The sequence below is a fragment of the Photobacterium satsumensis genome, from assembly GCF_050336935.1.
Classification (GTDB): domain Bacteria; phylum Pseudomonadota; class Gammaproteobacteria; order Enterobacterales; family Vibrionaceae; genus Photobacterium; species Photobacterium satsumensis.
This window is the reverse complement of sequence record NZ_JAKJSK010000006.1, coordinates 1,313,091-1,335,434: the sequence shown is the minus strand read 5'-3', so window position 1 is coordinate 1,335,434 and position 22,344 is coordinate 1,313,091. Positions and strand designations below refer to the sequence as shown.

At 44.2% G+C, this 22,344-nt stretch carries 20 protein-coding genes; 12 read left to right on the top strand and 8 right to left on the bottom strand.

The window, feature by feature from the left end:
- The first annotated feature begins 141 nt into the window (after positions 1-141).
- Positions 142-1,509, top strand: a complete 1,368-nt coding sequence (selA, locus tag L4D79_RS06225) for an L-seryl-tRNA(Sec) selenium transferase (RefSeq protein ID WP_428648822.1) — start codon at positions 142-144, stop codon at positions 1,507-1,509.
- Entirely contained in the window at positions 1,506-3,305 is a 1,800-nt protein-coding gene (selB, locus tag L4D79_RS06220) for a selenocysteine-specific translation elongation factor (protein ID WP_428648820.1), read from the top strand. The genes selA and selB overlap by 4 nt, the downstream gene beginning before the upstream one ends.
- 114 nt (positions 3,306-3,419) lie before the next feature.
- On the opposite strand, the gene L4D79_RS06215 is transcribed toward selB, so the two are convergent.
- Genes L4D79_RS06215 through L4D79_RS06200 form a run of 4 tightly spaced genes read right to left on the bottom strand, consistent with a single transcriptional unit; the run spans position 3,420 to position 7,547 of the window.
- Positions 3,420-4,826, bottom strand: a complete 1,407-nt coding sequence (locus L4D79_RS06215; protein WP_428648817.1) for a sodium:solute symporter family protein — start codon at positions 4,824-4,826, stop codon at positions 3,420-3,422.
- A gap of 15 nt (positions 4,827-4,841) precedes the next feature.
- On the bottom strand, positions 4,842-6,188 hold the full coding sequence (locus L4D79_RS06210) for an FAD-dependent oxidoreductase (protein ID WP_428648815.1): 1,347 nt from the start codon (positions 6,186-6,188) through the stop codon (positions 4,842-4,844).
- Positions 6,175-6,465 (bottom strand): (2Fe-2S)-binding protein, encoded by a 291-nt coding sequence (locus L4D79_RS06205; RefSeq protein ID WP_428648813.1) that lies wholly within the window; start codon positions 6,463-6,465, stop codon positions 6,175-6,177. The genes L4D79_RS06210 and L4D79_RS06205 overlap by 14 nt, the downstream gene beginning before the upstream one ends.
- Entirely contained in the window at positions 6,462-7,547 is a 1,086-nt protein-coding gene (locus tag L4D79_RS06200) for an NAD(P)/FAD-dependent oxidoreductase (RefSeq protein WP_428648810.1), read from the bottom strand. Before L4D79_RS06200 ends, L4D79_RS06205 begins: the two co-directional genes overlap by 4 nt.
- 103 nt (positions 7,548-7,650) lie before the next feature.
- On the opposite strand from L4D79_RS06200, the gene L4D79_RS06195 reads away from it, so the two are divergent.
- On the top strand, positions 7,651-8,529 hold the full coding sequence (locus L4D79_RS06195; RefSeq protein WP_428648807.1) for a LysR family transcriptional regulator: 879 nt from the start codon (positions 7,651-7,653) through the stop codon (positions 8,527-8,529).
- 131 nt (positions 8,530-8,660) lie between these two features.
- On the opposite strand, the gene L4D79_RS06190 is transcribed toward L4D79_RS06195, so the two are convergent.
- Positions 8,661-9,206 carry a TetR/AcrR family transcriptional regulator gene (locus L4D79_RS06190; RefSeq protein ID WP_428648804.1) on the bottom strand — a complete coding sequence of 182 codons (546 nt, stop codon included), beginning with the start codon at positions 9,204-9,206 and terminating at the stop codon, positions 8,661-8,663.
- Positions 9,207-9,345: 139 nt separating this feature from the next.
- Here L4D79_RS06190 and L4D79_RS06185 point away from each other — a divergent pair, with 139 nt between their 5' ends.
- From L4D79_RS06185 to L4D79_RS06170, 4 genes are all read left to right on the top strand, one after another.
- A complete protein-coding gene (locus L4D79_RS06185) occupies positions 9,346-9,939 on the top strand; it encodes a hypothetical protein (protein ID WP_428648801.1) in 594 nt (197 codons plus the stop codon).
- A gap of 43 nt (positions 9,940-9,982) precedes the next feature.
- Positions 9,983-10,849: an SDR family oxidoreductase gene (locus L4D79_RS06180; RefSeq protein WP_428648799.1), complete on the top strand. Its 867-nt coding sequence runs from the start codon at positions 9,983-9,985 to the stop codon at positions 10,847-10,849.
- Positions 10,850-10,923: 74 nt separating this feature from the next.
- The gene (locus L4D79_RS06175) at positions 10,924-11,181 is read left to right on the top strand and encodes an HP1242/YdcH family protein (protein ID WP_428648796.1); all 258 of its coding nucleotides are present in this window, start codon (positions 10,924-10,926) and stop codon (positions 11,179-11,181) included.
- A 222-nt stretch (positions 11,182-11,403) separates the two neighbouring features.
- Entirely contained in the window at positions 11,404-11,694 is a 291-nt protein-coding gene (locus L4D79_RS06170) for a carboxymuconolactone decarboxylase family protein (RefSeq protein WP_428648794.1), read from the top strand.
- A gap of 86 nt (positions 11,695-11,780) precedes the next feature.
- Here the strand turns inward: L4D79_RS06170 and L4D79_RS06165 are convergent, their stop codons facing one another.
- On the bottom strand, positions 11,781-13,523 hold the full coding sequence (locus L4D79_RS06165; RefSeq protein WP_428648791.1) for an SgrR family transcriptional regulator: 1,743 nt from the start codon (positions 13,521-13,523) through the stop codon (positions 11,781-11,783).
- 190 nt (positions 13,524-13,713) lie between these two features.
- Between L4D79_RS06165 and L4D79_RS06160 the strand changes: the two genes are divergently transcribed.
- The gene (locus L4D79_RS06160; protein ID WP_428648788.1) at positions 13,714-15,102 is read left to right on the top strand and encodes a glycoside hydrolase family 1 protein; all 1,389 of its coding nucleotides are present in this window, start codon (positions 13,714-13,716) and stop codon (positions 15,100-15,102) included.
- Between the two features lie 66 nt (positions 15,103-15,168).
- On the opposite strand, the gene L4D79_RS06155 is transcribed toward L4D79_RS06160, so the two are convergent.
- Positions 15,169-16,560, bottom strand: a complete 1,392-nt coding sequence (locus L4D79_RS06155; protein WP_428648785.1) for an endonuclease/exonuclease/phosphatase family protein — start codon at positions 16,558-16,560, stop codon at positions 15,169-15,171.
- Between the two features lie 991 nt (positions 16,561-17,551).
- Between L4D79_RS06155 and L4D79_RS06150 the strand changes: the two genes are divergently transcribed.
- Entirely contained in the window at positions 17,552-19,267 is a 1,716-nt protein-coding gene (locus L4D79_RS06150) for an NAD-dependent malic enzyme (protein WP_428648782.1), read from the top strand.
- A gap of 326 nt (positions 19,268-19,593) precedes the next feature.
- On the opposite strand, the gene L4D79_RS06145 is transcribed toward L4D79_RS06150, so the two are convergent.
- Positions 19,594-19,920: a DUF3392 domain-containing protein gene (locus L4D79_RS06145; protein WP_428648780.1), complete on the bottom strand. Its 327-nt coding sequence runs from the start codon at positions 19,918-19,920 to the stop codon at positions 19,594-19,596.
- Positions 19,921-20,166: 246 nt separating this feature from the next.
- Here L4D79_RS06145 and arfB point away from each other — a divergent pair, with 246 nt between their 5' ends.
- From arfB to L4D79_RS06130, 3 genes are all read left to right on the top strand, one after another.
- Positions 20,167-20,580 (top strand): alternative ribosome rescue aminoacyl-tRNA hydrolase ArfB, encoded by a 414-nt coding sequence (gene arfB / locus L4D79_RS06140; RefSeq protein WP_428648776.1) that lies wholly within the window; start codon positions 20,167-20,169, stop codon positions 20,578-20,580.
- Between the two features lie 88 nt (positions 20,581-20,668).
- Positions 20,669-21,118 carry a hypothetical protein gene (locus tag L4D79_RS06135; RefSeq protein ID WP_428648773.1) on the top strand — a complete coding sequence of 150 codons (450 nt, stop codon included), beginning with the start codon at positions 20,669-20,671 and terminating at the stop codon, positions 21,116-21,118.
- 129 nt (positions 21,119-21,247) lie between these two features.
- Positions 21,248-22,141 (top strand): aspartoacylase, encoded by an 894-nt coding sequence (locus L4D79_RS06130; RefSeq protein WP_428648770.1) that lies wholly within the window; start codon positions 21,248-21,250, stop codon positions 22,139-22,141.
- Positions 22,142-22,344 lie beyond the last annotated feature (203 nt).

The following is a 22,344-nucleotide window of genomic DNA, read 5'->3' as shown; positions in this document are numbered from 1 at the left end:
TGACGGCGGCATTTTAGTACCACTGATTCTTTTATAAGTCTTCATTTATTATTGTCCCTGACTTTTTCAATGCCCTACTTAATTCATAACTGTTAGATTCTTTATTCTGGCAGTCTTATTTTTAACTTATGGGGCTTTATCATGGCAGTAAGCACCTTATCGTCAATTCCACAAATTGAAAAAATCCTCCAGCAATCTTTTTTGGCGCCTTTCATTGAACGCTTGAGCCGACCTGTGGTGGCTGACGCTGTCCGAGAGCAAGTTGCTCGTTATAAGAAGCAGCATTTGCAGGATCCTGAGACTCATCCATTTTCCCTTGAGCAGCTATACCACCTAATTGAGAGGGCATGTTGGCTGTTGAACCAACAGCGCTTGCAGCGAGTGGTTAATGGCACAGGGGTTATTGTTCATACCAACCTAGGACGCTCACCAATTAATGCTGAACTCTGGCAGCAGGTTACCGAAGTTAATACCCACTACAGTAATCTAGAAATTGATTTGAGTACCGGCAAGAGAGGCAAGCGCAAAGGGCTTCTCCAGCAACTGATGAAATATCTCGTCAAAGGCGAGAATACCTTAGTTGTGAATAATAATGCCTCATCAATTTACTTGTTGCTGCATGAATTAGCCAAAGGTAAAGAAGTGATTGTGTCTCGTGGTGAGCAAATCCAGATAGGTGGTGGGTTTAGGATCCCGGATATCCTTGCTTTGTCGGGTGCCAAGCTCGTGGAAGTCGGTACCACCAACATCACGACCACGCAGGATTACCTCGATGCCATCACCGATGAAACGGCCATGGTGCTGATTGTGCATACTTCAAACTTTAAGATCCGTGGCTTTACAGAATCGGCGGATGTCAAAGAGCTGGCAAATGCACTACCGGATCATGTTGTTCTCGCTGTCGATCAAGGATCGGGTACAACGACCGAGCAGATGCCAGAAGAGCCAACCGTCGCTAGTTATATCGATGCTGGGGCGGACTTGGTGTGTTACTCAGGGGATAAGATCCTCGGTGGTCCCCAGGCTGGCATGATTTCAGGGAATGATGTGCTCATCAAGCAGCTTGAGAAGAATCCGATGATGCGAGCTTTCCGCCCGAGCCGAATTGTTTATTCATTGCTCGAAGAATTGGTTGTGCGAAAGCTGAACCAACAGCAAGAAGGAAAAGGGGTTGCTGAAACAAAAAGCCTTGCAGAGCTCAACCATCTTGAGCAAAGGGCCCAAGCGCTTGTGACTGGATTTAATGATTTAATCTCGGTTGTTCAATCTGAGATGACTGTGGGCGGGGGATCGCTACCGGATCAGTCTGATCCATCTTGGTCAGTACAGATCAATCCAAGCCAGCCTGCATTCCAGCGGTCTCCAGAGAAGTTACTTGCCGTTATGAGGCAATGGCCACTGCCTGTGATCGGTGTGATCAAGCATGACAGGGTGCAGCTCAATATGGCGACAATCGAGCCCTCAGAGATCCCATATCTACGAAGCCAACTGGCGGAGGTACTGCAATGAGTTATGTTGTTGGCACGGCAGGACACGTTGATCACGGTAAATCGGCGTTGATCAAAGCCCTGACCGGGATAGATACCGCGCATCTACCACAGGAAAAGAAGCGGGGCATGACCATTGATTTAGGCTTTGCTTACTTCAAGCATCAGAACGGTGAGCCTGTGGGGGTGATTGACGTGCCCGGCCACGAGCGTTTTATCCGTAACATGGTGGCTGGGGTATGGAGCCTCGACATGGTGTTGTTTGTGGTCGCGGCCGATGAGGGCTGGATGCAAATGTCCACTGATCACCTTAAAGTTATCGCGTCGATGGGGATTGAAAATGTCACTTTGGTGATCACCAAGTCGGATCTGGTTGATGATGATATGCTGGCTTTGGTCGAAGAGGAATCCCTTGAGCAGTTTCTCGATATCGCCGGTTTTATTCCTGATTCGGTGACGGTATCAGCCCACCAAGCCAAAGGTATCGATGGTCTGCGGCAGCACATCTGTCACAAGCTTGATAAAGAGATTGATACCGAGCGTGTAGACAATGAACGCCATGCTCACCTATACATTGACCGCGTGTTTACTGTTAATGGCGTGGGTACGACAGTAACAGGAAGCCTATGTGGGGGGGAATTTGCGGTTGGGCAGAAGCTCTACATGCAGCCGGGCGGACGAGAAGTGCAGGTTAAAAGCTTGCAGTCCTATCACCAGAATATAGAGTTGGCCAAGCCGGTATCGCGTGTGGCGATTGGCCTAAAAGGCATCAAGAAAAAAGAGGTTGAGCGCGGCTTCTGTTTGACCGACCGTAAAGAAACGTCATTTGTTACTGATGAATTGATTATTCGTCTAGATAGTCAGCTTTTTGAAAACAAGTGTAAAAATAACAGCGAAGTCGAAGTGGCCTTTGGTACGTTCAATACGCTCGCCAAGATATTTGTCTTCAAAGGCACCAATCTCGCTAGGCTGCGCTTGAAAGAGCCTGCAAGCTGCTTTTGGAATCAGCGAGCGTTGCTTATTCAACATGGTGGAAGCCGAATCCTGAATTGTGGTTCCATCGTCTGGTCTGGTGTAGTAGCTAAGAGTTACCGCAATAAACTCTATGATTTGCTAATGGCGATGCCTGAGCACCCTGCTTGGGAAGACTATGTCACTATCAATATGGCCTTGTACGGGTTTGCTAAACGCGGTGAACAAGCACTTGATGAATCAGGTTATAAGATTTGTGGTGATTGGCTGTTCACTGAAGAATGTTTCAACCAGACTCACCAGCATGTCGAAGATATCCTCAAGCAAGGCCAGATCGACCTCTCAGTGAATGAGTTAAGCGGTAAGTGCCAGATGGCTGTGGCACCATTGGCCGCGGCGCTCGACGCGTTGGTCGAAGAGGGTAAATTACGCCGCTCAAATGAGCTTTACTCGCTTGGCAGCGGCCAGAACGAAGCACAGCTATCGCCGACCGCGAAGAAGATCCTAGAGCATATGGAGCAGGCTGGGAAGCAAGGCTACGAGGCAGACAAAGAGAAAATCCCTGGTGCGCAGAAGGAGCTGAGAAACCTTGTCCGACTTGGTTTTGCGGTGCCGATGGAAGGGAAAATTTACTATTTGGCTCCTGTTTACCAAGATTTAGTCCACGACTTGCTCCAAGGTCAATCAGTCGGTGATCGCTTTGCCATCTCTGAAGCCAGAGAGCGAACCGGACTATCTCGTAAATATATGATCCCATTGCTAAACCGGATGGAAGTAGAGGGGTGGATCAAGCGGGTTGATAATGATCGGGAAGTGTTGAAAGCGCTTGAGACTGAGTGTGTTTAAGCGCTACTGTCTTTTTTAACTCCCAGTAAAAGAAAAGCCGATGCTCATTTAGATCATCGGCTTTTGGATTTCTCATTTTTCGCGTGGTTTGATAGCGATTTTTATTACCCGTTTTTATCCAACCTCAACTTCATTTGCTTCTGGCTGCCTTGTCACAAGACTAACTACGAAATAGGCAATCGCTGATGCGAAAATCCCCCACGCAATTCCGGGTAGTTGAGTGAGTAGATCAAAGTATCGACAAGAGCCTGAGACGACAACACCAGCAACCATACTCGCGATAGCGCCTTGTTGCGTTCCACCTTTCCAAAACTTGCCTACGTAAAGAGGAATTAATAACCCTGATGCTGTAAGCATTGAGCCCATAAGTAGGATGGTGAAAATTGAAGGTGCGAACAAGCCGATTGCAAGACCTAGTACGCCTACACAAATAACAGCTTTGCGTGTGAATTTAATAACTTCTTTATCATCAGCTTCAGGCTTATAAATTTTTTGGTAGATATCGCGTGTAAGTGAAGAGACGGTACTGTGCAAAGCAGAGTCTGCCGTTGAAATAATGGCAGCAGTGATTGCACCGAGCATGATTACGGAGAGCCATTCAGGTAACAACTCGACAATAGCCCATGTCATGGCTGCTTCTTTGTCGCCAAGATCTGGGTTCATAGTGTAAATGCTCATTCCAAGTAACGCTGCCCATACCCCCATAAGTACAGATGCAATAGACTTTAGGATCATGCTATTTCGAGCAATCTTATCTGTTTTGGAGGCATAAATACGCTGGTGATAAATTTGAGATACAAGTTGTCCTGGAATAAGGGTTAGTATCCACCCCCAAACAACAACAGAACCGGGAGCCATTACGCCTAGGTTTTCTGCTGGAACTGTTGCGAAAACGGTGTCTAGACCACCAGCTGCAAATATAGCCATGGGTAATACAACAACGACAGCAAGAAGCATTAATAAAAGTTGTGCAACGTCAGTGTATGCAACAGCTAAGATGCCGCCGCCCATGGTGTAGACAATCACGACAGCGGCGCAAATTACGATACCAATTTCGGTTGGAATACCTGTAAGTACATTCAGTAATTTTCCCGCGGCAACAGGCTGTGCGACCCACCAGCTCATTGTTAACATCATTGACACGCTGGAGCCGATAGCGCGAAGAGCCTTTGACTCTCCATATTGGTGGGCTAACCAGTCTGTTGTTGTATAAAAGTCCTGTTGGCGTAGCCATCTTGCAACAAAGACAGCTAGCATTACTCCGCCAATGAATATCCCTGTCATATAGGATAACTCAGCAAATCCAAACTTATATCCAATCCCTACGTGAGCCAGCATCATTCCTCCTCCAAAGGCAGAGGCACATTGAGTGGCGGTTACTGTTAATAGACCGAAATTTCGACCTCCTACGAGGAAATCTTTGCTTGATTTGAGTTTTTTTGACGACAAATAGCCGATATATAGCATCCCGATCAAAAATAACCCAATGACTATTAACGGTTTATAGTTGATAGCGTCCATTATTAATTCCTTTTATTATTTGTTGTCTGACATTTCAGCAAATGTGATTGGTACGTAGGGTGACCGAGTTTTGTAATACTCGATATTTCTTGCTGATACTTTATGTTTACCCGCTGAAATCATCGCAATAATGTTTCCACACTGCCGCCCTTGGCAGGGCCCCATTCCGCTTCGAGTAAAGCTTTTAATTTCGTTTAAAGATTGAGCTCCGACTTCGATTGCTTTTTCTATTTCTGCTAGGGTAATTGATTCGCACTTACAAATAATGGTATCTGGTGTGAGTTGCAAATCATCAACTGATGGTATTCGAAATAGTTGCTCTAAAAACGGGCGAATAGCAGCATCTTTTCTAGACTCTTTTTTAAGTATGGCTTTCGCCTTTTCATTGTTTGCAATGTCATATGCAGCGATTTGACCATTAATAGAAGCTGATTTGGCACCTAAAATACCAATAGCGTCACCTACCATGTAAGTGTTTTCGCGATTTGTTCTAAAGCTCTCATCAACCACTGGACGGTAGCATTGCTGGTTTTCATCCCAGTAAATATCTACGCCCAATGCACGAGTTATGTTGATGTTGGGGATGACACCAAAATGAATCATTAGACTGTCTGTCGGTATGACAACATCTTTTCCAAATTGACTAAATTGAATGTTTTCAATCTGCTGGGCACCAGTGGCACGTATATTCTTGCAATTTGTGTAAACCTTAACTCCATGCATTTTTATTGAGGCTTTTAGGCTTAACCCTTTCTTTAAGTACCCTGCACCTTTTATGGCATTGGTCAGCTTTTTACATGCTTTAAAGTGATTTGAGTATGGGGTTGTATCTACTATCGCTTTAGGCGGGTGCCCCGCTTTGATGTATTGGTGAGCAAGAACATCAATGAGTGGCCCTGAACCGACAAGCACTGTGTCTTTTACAATTGCACCAGAGTCTTTTAGCAATACTTGTCCGGCACCAGCGGTAAATATTCCGCCTAAGTCCCATCCTTCAAAGGGAATTGAGCGCTCTAAGGCCCCTGTTGCAAGAATAAGGTGCTTGCAACAAACTTGCTTGGAAGAACCTTTGGTTCTGTATGAAATGATGTTGTCTTCACTGATGTCCCAAACTGTGCAACCACCAAAAAAATGCGCATCGGAAGAGTTAAATTTTTCTATTAAATCTTCGCCATCCCAATAATCCTTCCCTAGCATAGTTCGATCTTTAATTGGCGTTTTTTCTAGGGCGCGATAAATTTGCCCTCCAACTTGGTGTTGTTCATCAAACACAGCAGTCTTTAATCCAGACTCCGAAGCGACGATTGCAGCTGAAATACCTGCGGGACCAGAACCAATAATGGCTATATCATAATGTCTCATTTTCAGCTTCCCCTGTGACAACTGCCATTCCTTCTTTAATGCGAGTCATACAAGCCCTTTGATTATGTTTTCCATCAACTTCAACGAGGCATCCATGGCATACACCCATTAAGCAGTAAGGAGAAAGCTTCTTATCTGTGCGTGTATCTGCGCTTGATGTGAAAACTCCAGCCTCTAGTAGAGCAGAGGCGAGGCTTTGCTCTTCTTGTGTAAGGCGTGTCACTCCGTTGACTTTTATTTTCACGTTTTTTGCGCTTGCTAATTTTATTAAATTCAAAATCTACCTCCGCTAAAAGCCGAGAGGTTGTCAGGTAGCTCACCATTGATTATGTGAGAGGCTAGTTCATTTGTATGAAAAGCTGCCAAAGTTACCCCGCTGTGGCATGAGACATTAAAAACGCCTTTAACTTGCTCAGACTGCTCATAGATAGGAATAGTGTCAGGGGTCATTACTCGAAGGGCCCCCCAGACTCTATTGACGTTTTTATTCGCCAAACTAGGCAGGATTTTAATAGCCCTTTTTGAAATTTTCTGCATGATATCCGTCGTTGTGCTGGTATTTAGACCAACATCTTCATGCGAATCGCCACAAATCACCGTACCTTCACTGGTTTGTCTTACTTGCAGGCTAGGTATTGGTAAGCATTCAGGTAACCTTTGTGACACGATGATCTGCCCTTTAATTGCCTTAAGGGGAGTATCAATGCCAACGCATTTAGATAAGTCAGAGTTCCCTAGTCCAGCTGCAATAACAACTTTGCTCGCTGATAAACTGATGTTTGTTGTTGTAACTTTGGTCAATCCACCTGCTGAAATGATATTGTTGACCTTACCAGTTACAATTTTACCACCGAGCTTGATGACAGCGGCTTGCAAGGCATACACGAGTTTCAGTGGGTCGCATGTTCCATCATGCTTGCAATATGACGCTGAATAAACCTCACTTCCAAGAGCGGGGTAAGCCTGTTTAAGCTCTTGATGGTCTAGCATTTGGTATGTAATTTTCCCTTCAGAGGCTTCTTTTATTGATTGAAGCCTTTGAATTCGATCTAGATGACTCTTCTCGTCAAAAAGGAAATACAGGCCGCCTTTGTTTTCGTAATCAACCGGTAGCCCACTATCTGCCTCAAGTTGTTGGGAAAAGCCCTCCCAATCCTGACAAGATTGAAAGGTTATTCTGGAGTATTCCTTGTTGTTAAACCCCTTTCCTTGACACCAAACAAGGCCGAAGTTCCCTTTAGAAGCTTTGAATCCAGATGTTCCTTCGTCAATCATGGTGACCGGAATGCCTTTTTTCAGCAATCCATAAGCAATAGAGGCACCTACTACTCCACAGCCAATAACAATTATATCTTCCATAACGAACCACTGTTGTTAACCACTTGTTGCAAACTATACAAATGCATCTCATAACGGTAAAATATGAAGTTGTTATTATTCAATAACCATAAGGAATGGGTTCTTGATAAAGTCAGAGTTGCTAAGGGTTTACTGTTCTGTAATGGAAACGCGTAACGTTACAAAATCTGCAAAAATGTTAAGCGTGTCACAGCCAGCCGCAAGCAAAATGCTCAATCAACTAGAGGAAAGGGTTGGCTTTCAGCTATTTACAAAAGTTAGAGGTAGGCTGAAACCGACACAGGACGGACTGAATTTTTACAGGCATGCCAAGCACACAGTGACTTCGTTCGAGCAGCTTGAAGGATTTGCCAAAAGAATAAAGAGAGGGGAAGGGGAGCGGTTAAATATTTCTGCGTTGCCAGCCATGTGCAATGGAGCGTTGATCAATGCTATATCGCATTACAAAGAAAGCCACCCTACAGTGAATGTACAGCTGAAAATGGAGCCATCACCTGATGTTATTTCTTCAGTTTTAAAGGGGAAGTCAGATGTCGGAATCGCTATGAGGGTCGAAGGTGCTTCGCAGCTTTCTATTTGTGATATGGTCAAATCAAAAGTAGCCATTGTTCCCAATGAACACCCCCTTTCAGCTTTTGATGAGATTAGTTGCAATGATCTCGCTGAATATGACTTTATCTATATAGGTGTTAGAACTGGTGATGAAATTTATCAAGATAGCTTGTTTGATAATTTTGATGTTGTGCCAAAAGCGACTTATATCACAACCACGTATTCTGTGGGGTGTCATTTTGTTGCTCAAGGCTTAGCTTGTGCGATTGTCGATCCTTATACCGCCGAGTCTAATTCGAATTTAGGTTACAAGATAGTTCAACTCAAAGAGTTCTTACCGTTTAACTTTTCAATCCTTAGCTCCTCCCTGAGTTCAAATCACGAAAATGCAACAGATTTTATAGATAATCTAATCGAGCTGTTGAAATAATTAGGACCGCTATCGAATAACCATTCTGAGTAAACTCGCTGATGAGGGTTCGATAGAAGCTCAAACCCTAATCCTTTTAGACTTTAGATGCTCACCGTATTTTTGAAATCCATCAGGTTAGTGCTTGTAATCTAATTGATGTAGCTCTTGATCATCGATGAAATATACTCTTCTGTTAGTGGCTTACCTGTCATGATTTGGTGGTTCAGTAACCCTAGCATGATGGTGTAGAGCTCCATGCTGTGTTCAGTTGAAACATACTTTGACAGCAGATCAATATACTTCTGGTTGGCCAAGATCATGCATGGATCCGTGGCTGTGTTGTCTTGGCCGATCACCTCGATATAATCCGCAACGAGCTGCATTTCCTGAAAATAGCGGGGAGCCATTTGTTGGTATATCAAGATAAAGTTTTCAACGTGTTGTGCGGGCGAGGCTTCTAATCTTGTGGGCCTATGAGCAAGTACAGCAGCGTCAAAATTGACTATTGCTTCGGTAGCAGCACGGAAGAGTTCATCTTTACTTTTGTAGTAATAGTAAACAGCACTTTTACTCATGCCTAATTGCTCGCACAGCTGCCGCATTCCAATGTTTTTATAGCCATGTTCGAGGAAGATCGTTGTTGCTTTTAGTGCGATCTCTTCACGTCTTTTGTCATGGTCAACGATCTTTGGCATTTTCATTCTCTAGATGGCGTTTTAGGTCAGTCATTCTATCAGACAAACTCTTTTTAGACCACTTGGACAAAAAAGATCTTTACCCGCCGAAGAGAACGTATTACCTTAAAAAGACCGAGTGGTCTAAAAAGAGGTTTTTATGAAAATTAATTGGAATGTGCCTAGTGCAAGAGCGGGTTTTTGGGGTGGAATTGATAAATTGATTGGCCCTGGTGCAACGAGGGCGGAAAAGAACCTTCAGCTGTATGTGCCGTTTATCGCAAGTATTGTTTTACTCGCTTGTGCATATTTCTGGCAGTTAGGGTGGGGCTGGTCACAGTACTTGATTGCAGGTCTACTTGCCGTAGATATTGTTGGAGGCATCATTACCAATGCGACGTCTAGTGCTAAACGCTGGTTTCATCGTGACGGGGAAGGGTTCAGGCAACATATGGCGTTTATCGGCTTGCACTTTGTGCAACTGTCACTGTTTAGTTGGGCGTTTCTCGGCTTCGACTTGATGTGGATTGTGCTGGTTGGGGGTTACATGATTCTGGCATGTGCCCTGATCCTGAAAACACCGCTTTACCTGCAGCGTCCGGTTGCTTTGGCCATGTATTCATTAAGTATCGTGTTGGTGACCTATCTTTGGCAGCCACCACAAGGGCTAGAATGGTTCTTGCCTTTGTTCTATTTGAAATTACTCATTAGCCACATTTTACGAGAAGAGCCATATCGACCAGAGTACGAATAAGTCCGTGTACATGAGGTGATGGTAACGATTAGGCAAGGTGAATATGACTGCTATAAAACAACGTATTTTGGTTGCAGGCTCAACGGGATATTTGGGGTCTCACTTGGTTCAGCAATTGTTGTTGACTAACTCAAGCTTCAAAGCACTAGCAAGGAACAAGGCTAAGTTGCTCGCCCAAGGCGTGGCAGAAGCGCAAATCATTGAAGCACAGGTCACTTCCCCTGAAGAGCTGCGTGGCTGCTGTGATGAAATCGATATCGTTATCTCGTGTATTGGTATTACAAAACAACACGATAGGTTGGGATATATGGATGTTGATTATCAGGGCAACCTTAATTTGTTACATGAAGCAGAGCGGGCAGGGGGCAGTAAATTTATATATGTTTCTGCCTACAATGCCGATAAACATCCAGATGTTAGGTTGTTGAAGGCTAAAGAGCGGTTTGCAAAACGATTGTTGATCTCCAATGAGCTGACCCCCTGCGTGATCAGGCCAAATGGTTTCTTCTCGGATATGGAAGAAGTCTACAAAATGGCTGCACAAGGACGTGTTTACTTATTGGGTGACGGTGATATTAAGGTCAATCCAATCCATGGGGAAGATCTGGCTCAATTTTGTTTAGAAGCTATCGATAGTACAGAGCATGAACTCGAAATCGGTGGGCCAGAGGTAATATCTGTTAAGCAAATCGCCATGTCTGCTTTTCATGCACAGAAGAAACCCGTAAAAATCACGTCTTTGCCTGACTGGGTAAGAAGGGTAGCGCTAGTTGTTGTTAAGCGATTACCGGAAAAGTGGGGTGGTCCTGCTGAGTTTTTCTTAACAATGATAGGACAAGATACTGTTGCGCCATTTTACGGTAGGCACCGGTTGGCAGACCACTATGCAATGTTATCCCATTGGCGTTAATTTGGTATATGGCACAGTTCTTTATATAGGGTGACCCTATACTAGGTTGTAAGCCAACTAATGAGGGAATGCCGATGCTAAATGAAAACCATGCGTTTATTTTAGATTTTCCAGAACTCAAATTAGATATTGTTCAGCTCAACCATGATGATCCAACCTTCAAAGCCGAACTTCAGCGTTACCATGAACTTGATTACGACATTCGCCAGTTGGAAATCTCAGGCAGTCCGATTGATGACACCAGTATGCATGAGCTAAAGCAGCAACGTATGGTTCTAAAAGACGTGCTCTATAAACAGCTGACGAAGCATCATGAGCAGGCCGGAAATTAATATCATCACCCTGATTTAAGCCTTGCTATCAAGTGAGGCTTTTATTCCTACCGGTAATCATAATTCCCCTGAGGTATCATTGCTTGAGTGATCTAAGTTCATTGATTTCAATGTACATTTCATAAATTACCTTGAAATGATTTAGATCCATATTTTTGTGCCAACTCCCTGATACTTTTAACGAAGTAGTTTAAATGGATTTAAAAAATCAAGGAGAGATTAATGCTTGGAAAACACCAAGAAGCTTATGGTGCCTTTTACCGTTCCACTCATAATAATGAACATCTAGATACGAAAACAGAGTTATTAGTCGGCCTCGCTGCGGCAATGGCGATGAATTGTTTACCCTGTACCAACTATTATCTTAAACAAGCCAAAAGGGCAGGGATCACCCAAGGTGAGGTTTCTGATGTGACAGCTAAGGTTATGGCGGTATCGGCTGGGCAGAAAAAACTTCAGATGCAGGAAGTGCTTGAGCGATACGACATCGACTTGAGTACCTTTGCTAAGTAACGACTTAGCAACGTATCCGGGCTTGGCAAGTAGTCCGGCGAACAATTTTTAAAACAGGCGAGCTAATAACTCGCCTGCTCTTCAATTTATTTATCGTCCGTCCAGACATTCTTAAAGTCAGGCCAAGACCAATCCGTCATCGAGACACCTTGTAATACACCTTGCCACCGGAGTGTCTGTCGGTGATGGAATAATGGAACTAGCCAATTCTCGTATTGCAGGGTTGTGGCAAGCGGCTCCAGCTTGTTCAAGTAGCCCCCAACCTCACATTGTTGACGTATATGCCCCAACTCTTGATAAAGCCAGCTTTTAGCATCTGCTGGTAGGCCCTGATGTAAGATAGCGTTAGATAAAAACCACCGGAAAACCGAAACCGGTAAGTTATCGTCGACATTGAAGCTGGCGATGATGATCGCTTCCTGCAGCTCATGACGTTCTGCCCGCTCGTGCATTTCAGTGAAAGAATAGGTGTTTACCTGACTTTCGATGCCCATCTGATTGAGCGTTTTACAAAGTACATTGGCACAATCGAGAATGACCTGATGGTCATAGACTGCAATATCTAGGCGGTGAGGTAGCGCTGTTTTTTCTATGAGCTGGGGATGCACCTTTGTCCAGCTGGGTAATAAACTGTATGCGGGAACAGAGGCCAACAGTAATTCTGATAATCCCCCATGCTGTAGCACCAGTTCGGGCGACAGTACTTTGGTTAGGTATTTCCTTTGCGCGTGGCTTAACGGAGTTTTTGCGTTGTTCATATTGAACAATAAATATAAGCAGCCATTTTCAATACGGGTTTGTGTGCTGCTTGCCTCTACACCCTCTCTTTTCAATAGTAGCTCGGGATGCTGTTGATCATCATCGCTATCGCTACGGCCAAATTGGATCCGTTCGCTGGGAGTATGATCGAACTGCCAAATTGTGACGGTGTCGGTGAGTGAGCGTAGGGAGAAATAATGATCAAAAGCTTGAAGGCGAAGGCGTTTATCCGACTGTTCAATTACCTGAAATGGCCCACAACCATCAACAGATAGATTTGTCGCTTCACAGAGTTGCGCTGGTGGTTGAATTGAGTACCGTAAATCCGAGAGTAGAGCTGCAAAACCGTGATCAGGACTGTTAAGTTCAAACGTAATACACTGGTGCGAGGCTGATATCTGGTTTACGTGCGATAGCTCTTTTTCATATTCAGGTAAAAGGCGAAGCTGATTAAACAGATTACAGACCAATGCCGCATCGATAACGGTGTTGGAGTGACACCGCAATTGAGGCCGCAGGTAGAAGCGCCATACTGTTGCATCGTCGCTGCATTGCCAGTGATGGGCGAGCTGAGGGGTGACGTTTCCCACATTATTACACGCGGTTAAACAGGTATAGATTTGCCGAACCAGAAAGCGTTCGCTGTTACGTAATGGTTTGTGAGGCAATAAGCGGTCAAAAATACGTTGATAAGTTAGCTGGATATGAAGTTGTCCTTCACGCAGGGTTGCGCCAGAGGTTTGCTGTAGCAAAGCACTGAATTGTTTTTGATCCCCGTTTAGCCGCGCCAATGCACTTTCATAATGGCCTTTCTCGATCAGTTGCTTTGCCAGTGAGTGCTGGAGTTCAACCAGCGAATAATGAAGGTGCAAAATTGAGCGTTGGTTACGGCCAACTTTGGGCGTCCAGTTTAGCCACTCGCGCTCTTGTAGCGCTTGTAACAGTGTCCTGCTGTGCCTGGGTGTCGTACAGAGCATTGCTGCAACATCGCCAAGTGATACGAAGACATCTTGCTTGACCTCGAGGGACAACAAGCGAGAGTAGTATTGAAACGCTCTTTCGTCTTTCATTTGTATAAACCGGGAATTTAAAGCGCTAGAATTTTCCTGATTTTATCGCTATAGACGCAATAAAGGCAATCTGATCGAGTTTTTAGCTAATATAGGGAACAAATTTACCGGATGTTAGCTCTTTTTGTTTTCCGTATATTTGTCAATATGGGTATATATTCAGTTTTAGTTGCTATAGACAGAGGTTCTCATGACTCAATTTCCACACGATTTTCTATGGGGGGGCGCAATTGCAGCCAATCAGGTTGAAGGAGCTTATGATTTTGATGGAAAGGGGCTATCTACATCTGACATGCTGCCGTCCGGTATCTTGAGCCCTCACCAAACCCGAGCTGAACGTACTGCGGGCATTAAAGATGTCGCCATTGATTTTTATAACCGCTATCCAGAGGATATTTCTCTTTTTAAAGAGATGGGATTCAATTGCCTGCGCTTGTCTATTGCATGGAGCCGGATTTTTCCTAACGGTGATGAGCAAGAGCCCAACGAAGCGGGACTGGCCTACTATGACCGCATTTTTGACGAATTGGCCAAGCACGATATCAAGCCTTTCGTGACGCTTTCCCACTACGAAATGCCCTACGCGCTGGTGGAGAACTATGGCGGTTGGGCTGACCGGAAACTGATTGGATTCTTCGAGCGTTATGTAGCGTCAGTATTCGAGCGCTATAAAAATAAAGTGAAACTATGGCTGACATTCAATGAGATCAATATGTCACTGCATGCGCCATTTACTGGCGTTGGCTTGCAAGAAGAGGCCAGTGAGCAGGAAATCTATCAAGCTATCCATCACCAGCTAGTGGCCAATGCCAAAGCGGTGAAGCTGTGTCAGCGCATCATTCCAGATGGCAAGATCGGTAACATGCTGCTCGGCGCGATTAACTACCCGTATACCTGTAACCCGGATGATGTTATTGCTGCCATGCACGAGAACAACAAGTGGCTCTTCTTTGGTGACGTACAAACTCGCGGTAAATATCCGGGTTATATGCTGCGCTACTTTCGTGAAAACAACATTGAGATAGCAATGGAGGCGGGGGACTTGGAGACGATAGCGCAGGCTTCTGTCGATTTCATTTCATTCAGTTTTTACGCCAGCGGATGTGCGAGCGCAGATCCTAAAGCCAAAGAGGTCGGTAATATTGTCGATAGCGTGCCGAATCCTTATCTTGAGAAAAGCCAGTGGGGTTGGCTTATCGATCCTAAAGGGCTGCGTATTCTGTTGAATTTCCTTTACGACCGTTACCAGAAACCGCTGTTTATTGTAGAAAACGGCTTAGGTGCACGCGATGAAATTGACGAGAACGGTGAGATCCAAGATGACTACCGTATCCAATATCTCAATGATCACTTGGTGCAAGCGAAAGAAGCTGTTTTGGATGGTGTTGAGCTAATGGGGTTCACCAGTTGGGGACCTATTGATCTTGTCGCAAACTCGACCGCTGAAATGAGCAAGCGCTATGGCTTTATCTATGTCGACCGCCACGATGACGGTACAGGAACGCTAGAACGCAAACGCAAGAAAAGCTTCAGCTGGTATCAGGAAGTGATTCGAACGCAGGGGCGCTCGCTGAAATAAGTTATTATTTATTGCTTCTAAAACAACAAAGCCTCACCAACTGGTGAGGCTTTGTTCATTTAGGTATTACTTAGACAAATCCAAGTCTACCCATACCATGCGATGGTCAGAAGAAACGGATTTGCTGTGCGGGTATTTCTCATCCAGAGATTCATCGAATACCAAGTGGTAACCCGCTTCGCCTTCTGCAGGCCAGAATACACCAGAGCCTTTCACATCAAGGGTTGCTGATGGAATGACGTAATCTAGGCGAAGACCACTTGTACTGGTGATGTTTTCAGGGTGAGGAGTATTTTGATTTCGAGTACAAATACCTTCATTCAGGCAGTATTCTCCACCATTGCTGGTTGGTGCATAGCTACCCAGCGTGCCTTCTACATTGACCATTGAGTGAGTAATAAGGTTTGCAATGGTTTCACGATCACCGTCACCCATTTGATGGTCGGCATTCAAATCGCCAGCAACAACAAAGTTACTGCCAGCTGCTAGGCCGCCATATACACCGTTGTCATCGTACATGTAGTTCTTTGAGTCGATATAATCGTTCCAGAATTTTAGTTCGGCACGGTTACGTTCGGTGTTGTGCTTTGCTGGGTTATCAAAGATTGGTGGCGCAGGGTGTGACACCAAAAAGTGTACGACCTCTGTCTCGCCGTTGGCTTTAGGAATGATGACTGGAATATCTGCATGGTTTTTTGATGATAGCGGGAATTGCTCCCATGCTTCATCAGAGTACCACTTGGCATCTTCTCTTCTATCTGGAGGGCAGATATCGATTGGGTTACCATCATTGTCTTTACCTTCACAATTCAAAATTGTCAGGTTGTCTTCACCCGGCATATCTTTCCATTTGAAGTGCTGGAAAGTACGGATATTCTCTTCATCAATTTCAAACTGGGAGAATACAGCAAAGGCATATTGGCCATGGTAGTCACCATAACCCCATGCATCATCACCCGCACGGCCTTCAATAGCGGCAATGCTATCAGAGTGATCTAGATCGAAACCACTTTGTAACCCTGTATTAGTGGCGATGTTTTGTTTGTATTTGAACTGAATCGGACGCTCACCGTTTTGAGCGTGGGCTAGGTAGTTATCCTGGAAGCCGTTTAGTGCGCGCATGTCTTCGCCTTTACCGTCGTTGTTGAATTCGGCTAGGACAAAGGCATTAGGGCGTACACGCTGGATAATTTCAGCGACATTTCGAATTTGGATTATTTTTTTTGCGGTTTCAAGCTCAGTGCCTGTCAAGCTATTGCTTTTGTAGCGGTTAATTAGCTGAGTTTGAGCATCATTACTTAATGTCATTTGCTCAATAAGGTCTTGGCTTGTAGCGCGATCAAAAGAAAGGTTAAAAGTGGCAAATCGAGCTTCAGTGTAAGTACTGACAGAGTCGCTGCTGTTACAGCCAGAAAGAGCTGCAAGGGCAATAGATGCCGCAATAAAAGTCTTCTTCATAGTCATTGTATTTTTTGTCGTTCAGGGCCAAATGAGTGACAAAGGCTAAAGAAACTTTCTGCTTGTATCTGTTGATTCTCAAAAAATTGTGAGCAGATTCAAATAATTTTTATGAGTATGGTTGAAATACAATCAAGCCAATAAAAAAGTAACCGATTGCTTGTGTAAATAGTGAACATATAATCGTTTGCTCGCCGAGTCCTGGTAACTGTGATGCAGATCACGTTGAGTGACATTTTATTGACTTGAAATCATATACGGTACGTCGTACCATTTGTTGTGTTGAAGCACGCTGCTTGCACTCTATCTCCGATGGATTGAAGTGGGAAAAAGCGGCTAGAAGTGAGTGGGACCATGACTAAGAATAAAACAGAGAAAAGAAATATTGGGAGTATGGTGACTACTTTTATTATGCGATGTTCATTCCATTAGTTTAAACCTTACATGAAGCGGACATAGAATTTACTTTCTCCTGAAAAATACAATCAGGATTATGACATATTAATTAAAGATTTTTTCAAGTTTAAACCTACTGGTTATCTGTATGTGTGATTATTGTAGTGGACGCCTTGTGCAAGTGCGTCGTAGCTGGATCCAAAAGTTAAAATTTAAATCAATATGGAAGTGTGTTGATTGTGGTAAAGAGAAAAGGCTATGAAGGATAAGAAGTTAGTTCGTAATCTCGTAAAGCATAAATCGATTGATTTACTAAAGAAAACAAGGAATAAGCATTTGGATAAAAAGGCATGAAAATGAATTTTTCATGCTAAATGATAAGCCTATACGACAAGATGTTGAAATACATCGATGCTAAAATTTGAATGTTAGTATTGCGTTGGTGGTATAGAAGTCATCTGCCATTTTTATTCATTTAAGACAAACCTTCAACTGTCACATTTTTCATTCCTCATAAGGATTATAATTTCGGTTACTTTCTATTCAGAAGAAAGCCGAAAAATAACAATGAAAAATAATGTGAACGGAGGATGAAATGACGATAGGAAAATACCTACGTTGGAAGGATGAAAATGGCAACGAATTTAGACCCGTATCGCTAACAGGCACTGAATTGCTCAATGATCGTACCCTGAATAAAAGTACGGCATTTAGCTATGAGGAAAGAGAAGCCTTCCAGTTAGATGGTCTGCTACCGCCACGTGTTCAGACCTTTGAAGACCAATTGAATCGGGTATACGACGGCTTTAGAAATGCTTCAACTGATATCGAAAAATACCTCTTCCTACGCGCCCTTCAAGATAGGAATGAAACTCTCTTCTACGCGCTGCTTTCTCGGCATGTAGAAGAAATGACGCCAATTATCTATACCCCGACAGTTGGCAAAGCTTGCCAAGAGTTTAGCCATCGCTATCAAAAAGCCCGCGGGCTTTATATTACCGAAGACAACGTCGAGAATATGGATGAGCTGGCCCGCCATTTTACCGGTAAAGATATAAAGATTATCGTCGTAACAGATAGCCAGGGTATCTTGGGTATTGGTGACCAAGGAGTAGGTGGTATGGGGATCCCTATCGGGAAACTGTCTTTGTACACCTTGGGGGCTGGGATTCATCCTGCTCACTGTCTACCCATTGCGTTGGATGTCGGGACTGATAACCAAGACTTACTCGATGATCCTATGTATTTAGGCGTGCCGCGTCGCCGCATGAGGGGTGAAGAGTATAAGCGTTTTATCAATAAGTTTGTGAAGCAGGTGAAACGTAATTTCCCTAAAGCGGTACTGCAATGGGAAGATTTCAGTAAATCTAACGCCTTCGATAACCTCTCGGACTACGAGGAATTTTTGCCTTCCTTTAATGATGACATCCAAGGAACAGGTTCAGTTGTGCTTGCCGGTATCTTAGGGGCCACCAAAATTAAGGGTGAGTTACTGGCTGATCAAAATTATGTGGTTTATGGTGCGGGTGCCGGTGGTGTCGGCGTTGCTGATCAGATCTTTGCCGGTCTGCTCAAAGAAGGCTGTTCTCATACAGTAGCCAGAGAAAAAATCTTTATTTTGGATTCGCAAGGTTTAGTGTTTGAAGATCGTGACGGGTTAGATGAATACAAGAAGCGCTATGCCAAGCCGAGAAATCTGGCCCAAGACTGGAATGTTGCTGAGGCTGGCAAGGTATCATTAACTGAATTAATTGATAACTACCCTGTAACCGTTCTTTTGGGGACCAGTGGGATTGGCGGTGCGTTCAAAGAAGGCCATATCCAGAAAATGATGGAGTACACTAAGCGGCCGATGATCTTCCCGCTGTCTAATCCTACCGCGAATTGTGAAGCCTTACCTGAAGATATATACCGCTGGAGTGATGGTCAGGCTATTGTGGCAACAGGAAGCCCATTTGGTGACGTGAATTTCAATGGTCAGGAGTACAGAATAGGCCAGGGCAACAATGTCTTTATTTTTCCTGGGGTCGGTTTGGCCGCTATTGTGTCCCAAACCCAAAAAGTGACGTTGGATATGTTCACTACTGCTTCTTATGCGTTGGCAGAGATGGTAGCAGATGACGATTTGGCCTCAGGTTGTGTATACCCTCGCATCAGCAATTTGAAGCAGGTCTCTTTACATGTTGCCACCCGCATTCTAACCGATATGCAGGCGAAAGATCCTAAATGTGACTTAGCGGGCAAAGATATTGTTCATGAGTTGGCTGAGCATACTTGGGAGCCGATCTACTTACCGTATCGGCGGGTGTAAGTGATGTAATCGATATAGCCCGGCAGATGCCGGGCTTTTTACATTTTATGCCAAAGATTTAGCATTTCGGGCCACTTTTCCAGAAACTGATCTGTCTCTTAACTGTTTGTTCAACATCAAGGGTAAGATGTTGTTAAAGCTTGGTTAATCAATACATTCCAAGTTTAGTAGCAGTCAAGGAGGTTCGTTATGCATATGTCGTGCTTTCTATCAAAATTAAAGCAGCTCATCGTGTTTTCATTTGTAGCGGTATCGGGTGTTGGCCTGTGGTTAATGATGATGTTTTACATCTTTAAATTGGCCGTGTAACAGCAATAAAGTCATGGTTAGACTTGTTGACGGTGTCGCTGTGCCCAAACGCCGATGACAATAAACAAGGTCGTGATAACCGTAATAAGCCAGTGGTTAGCCAGCTGGCTTAGTTGCGTTGACAATAACGGAGCGGTGCTAACAATAAAAAAGCCGTAACCAAAAGCATTAATCAAAATGAAAATGATCGTTCTGACTATAAAATTGGTACCGACTAACTGTTTTCGCATAAACCGATTGATATCAGCTGCAAACATTACCAGTAAGCAGGTGACCACTGCAGTAGCGATGTCATCAATCCAAGGTCGGAGCCAATTACCAGTATCAGTAATCAGTGAAGCCATAAATTCCATATGATGTAACCCAGAACACCGGACAACTAGCCAACACAGCTGTTGAGCGGTTTTACAATGTTGATCGTATATAGACAGGACGACCACTATTGTGTGAGGGTTAAATGAAAAAGCCACCTACCACATAAAATGGCAGCGATGTTGGGTGGTCTTCGTTATTGTTCAGAGCGTTGTCGGCGACACAAACCCGTCAAGTAAAGGTATACTATCCACTGAACCCTTTTTCATTTTAATTTTATGATAGAAATTTCTAATTCAGTCCAGTTGGGCGATTGGGAAGTTGAGCTGACACCAATACGTGCTCAGGGGGCTGGTGGACAAAACGTCAACAAAGTCTCATCGGCCATTCACCTTCGCTTCGATATTTCACGCTCGTCACTGCCCCCTTTTTATAAAGAAAGGTTGCTTGCACTCTCCGATAGCCGGATCTCGAAAGAGGGAGTCATTGTCATCAAAGCCCAGCAATATCGGACTCAAGAGCTGAACCGAGAAGATGCGCTGGAAAGGTTGGTCGCTTTGATTAAATCAGCGGTTGTACAGCAAAAGGCTCGTCGTGCAACGAAGCCGACTCGCAATTCACAGAAAAGGCGAGTAGATAAAAAAACGCAACGAGGCCAGACAAAAGTGATGCGAAGCAAGGTGAAGTTTTGACTTGTATTGCAAAATCAAGGTTTAACACTAATGATGTAATTTAATTAGCGTTACATTTGAAAGCCTAAACTGTTCTAGGGAGATAGGGATGTCTGATAATAAAACCCAAAAGTTGTTGCAGCTGTTTTACCGTGAGTCAGAACGAGTCAGGTTGCTGGGGCTGGATAAATTACCTACGCCAGATAGCAAGGAGCAAGATGAGCTGCAAACGTGGTTGGCAGGCAAGCGAGATTTTTCTCTTACAGAGTTAACTCAGCAACATTGGATCAAAACCTGCTCAGCAGGGTATATCACTGAGCTATTGCTCCATCCGAATGGAAGCCTAGAAGAGTTTACTTTGTTTCGACGGCAGAAAACCCGTGGTGAATGGCAGTTGGTTAACGGCATGCTAGAGCTGACTATTTATAAGGACGAGAATCGTTACGCTTGCACCGTGGTCGCCTGCCAAGGAAGTAGTATTCACTCAGCCATTGAATATAAAAATGGCCAGCTACATTCCTACCTGAAATTGGCCCAAACACGTCCCCAATGGGATTAGCGTAGGTTGGAGGCTGGCACGACCAGCCTTATGCTAGCCATTTATTATTCAATATTATTGGAAAATTATCAGCGAAACTGTTATCAGTGGGTAGGATATATTTTTTGATGAAGGCGAGTCTGAGTAAAGATGACAGGGACGAAGAAATTGAATAAAGTCGCGATTGTTGGTGGTACCCATGGCAATGAATTCAGTGGTATTTACTTATTGCGCAAATGGCGTGACGCGCCACAGCTGATTGAACGTGAGAGCTTTTCTGTAGAAACTGTTTTTGCGAACCCAAAAGCGTTTGAAGAAAACAAACGTTATCTCGATTGTGACATGAACCGCCAGTTTGCGACTGCTGAGCTTAACAATCTTGAGCTAGCAAATTATGAGCAAAGCCGTGCGAAGGCGATTAATGCGCAGTTAGGGCCTAAGGGGGCTGCAAAAACTGACTTTATTATCGATCTGCACAATACGACTAGCAATATGGGACCGTCTCTGATCTTGCTTCAGACCGATGCTTTTAACCGACAGCTGGGGGCATATGTCACGGTAAAGATGCCAACTGCTGTTGTGGTGCTGGAAGATCATGTCCCGGTTCATGAGCATAGCTTCTTGAGTTCTATCACCGAGCAGGGCGTGATTGTCGAAATTGGCCCTCAACCACAGTCTGTGATTCGCCAAGATGTTTTAGACTGGATGGAAGAAATGACAGGCCATATTTTGGATTTTGTCGATCTTTATAATCGTGATGCCTTACCAGAGCTTCCGGCTAGCTATGAAGCATACAAGTACTGTGAAACGTTGAAGCTGCCTGAAAATGATCAGGGTGAGCGGATAGGTATGGTCCATCGCAATGTGCAAGATGCCGATTTCAAACTCTTACGCCATGGCGATCCTATCTTCACCTTATTTAACGGCCAAGAAGTTTGTTGGGAAGGGGATTATGAAGCGTACCCGCATTTTATCAATGAAGCCGCTTATTACGACAACAATCTAGCCATGTCGCTGGCTACTAAAGTAACCGTAAAAGTATAAGTGAATAGACAGTATACCTAAATTACCTCAAGCTAAATAAAAACCGCCAACTGGCGGTTTTTTATTTGTTGCCAGGTGAAGCCTAAATGGGTGTGGTTTTTTTGACACTGCTGACAGAATTATGACTTGATGTATTTATCGGTATGCCATACCATACGCAGGCTCACGGAAGACACAAATTTACTATTAATTCTTAAATAACA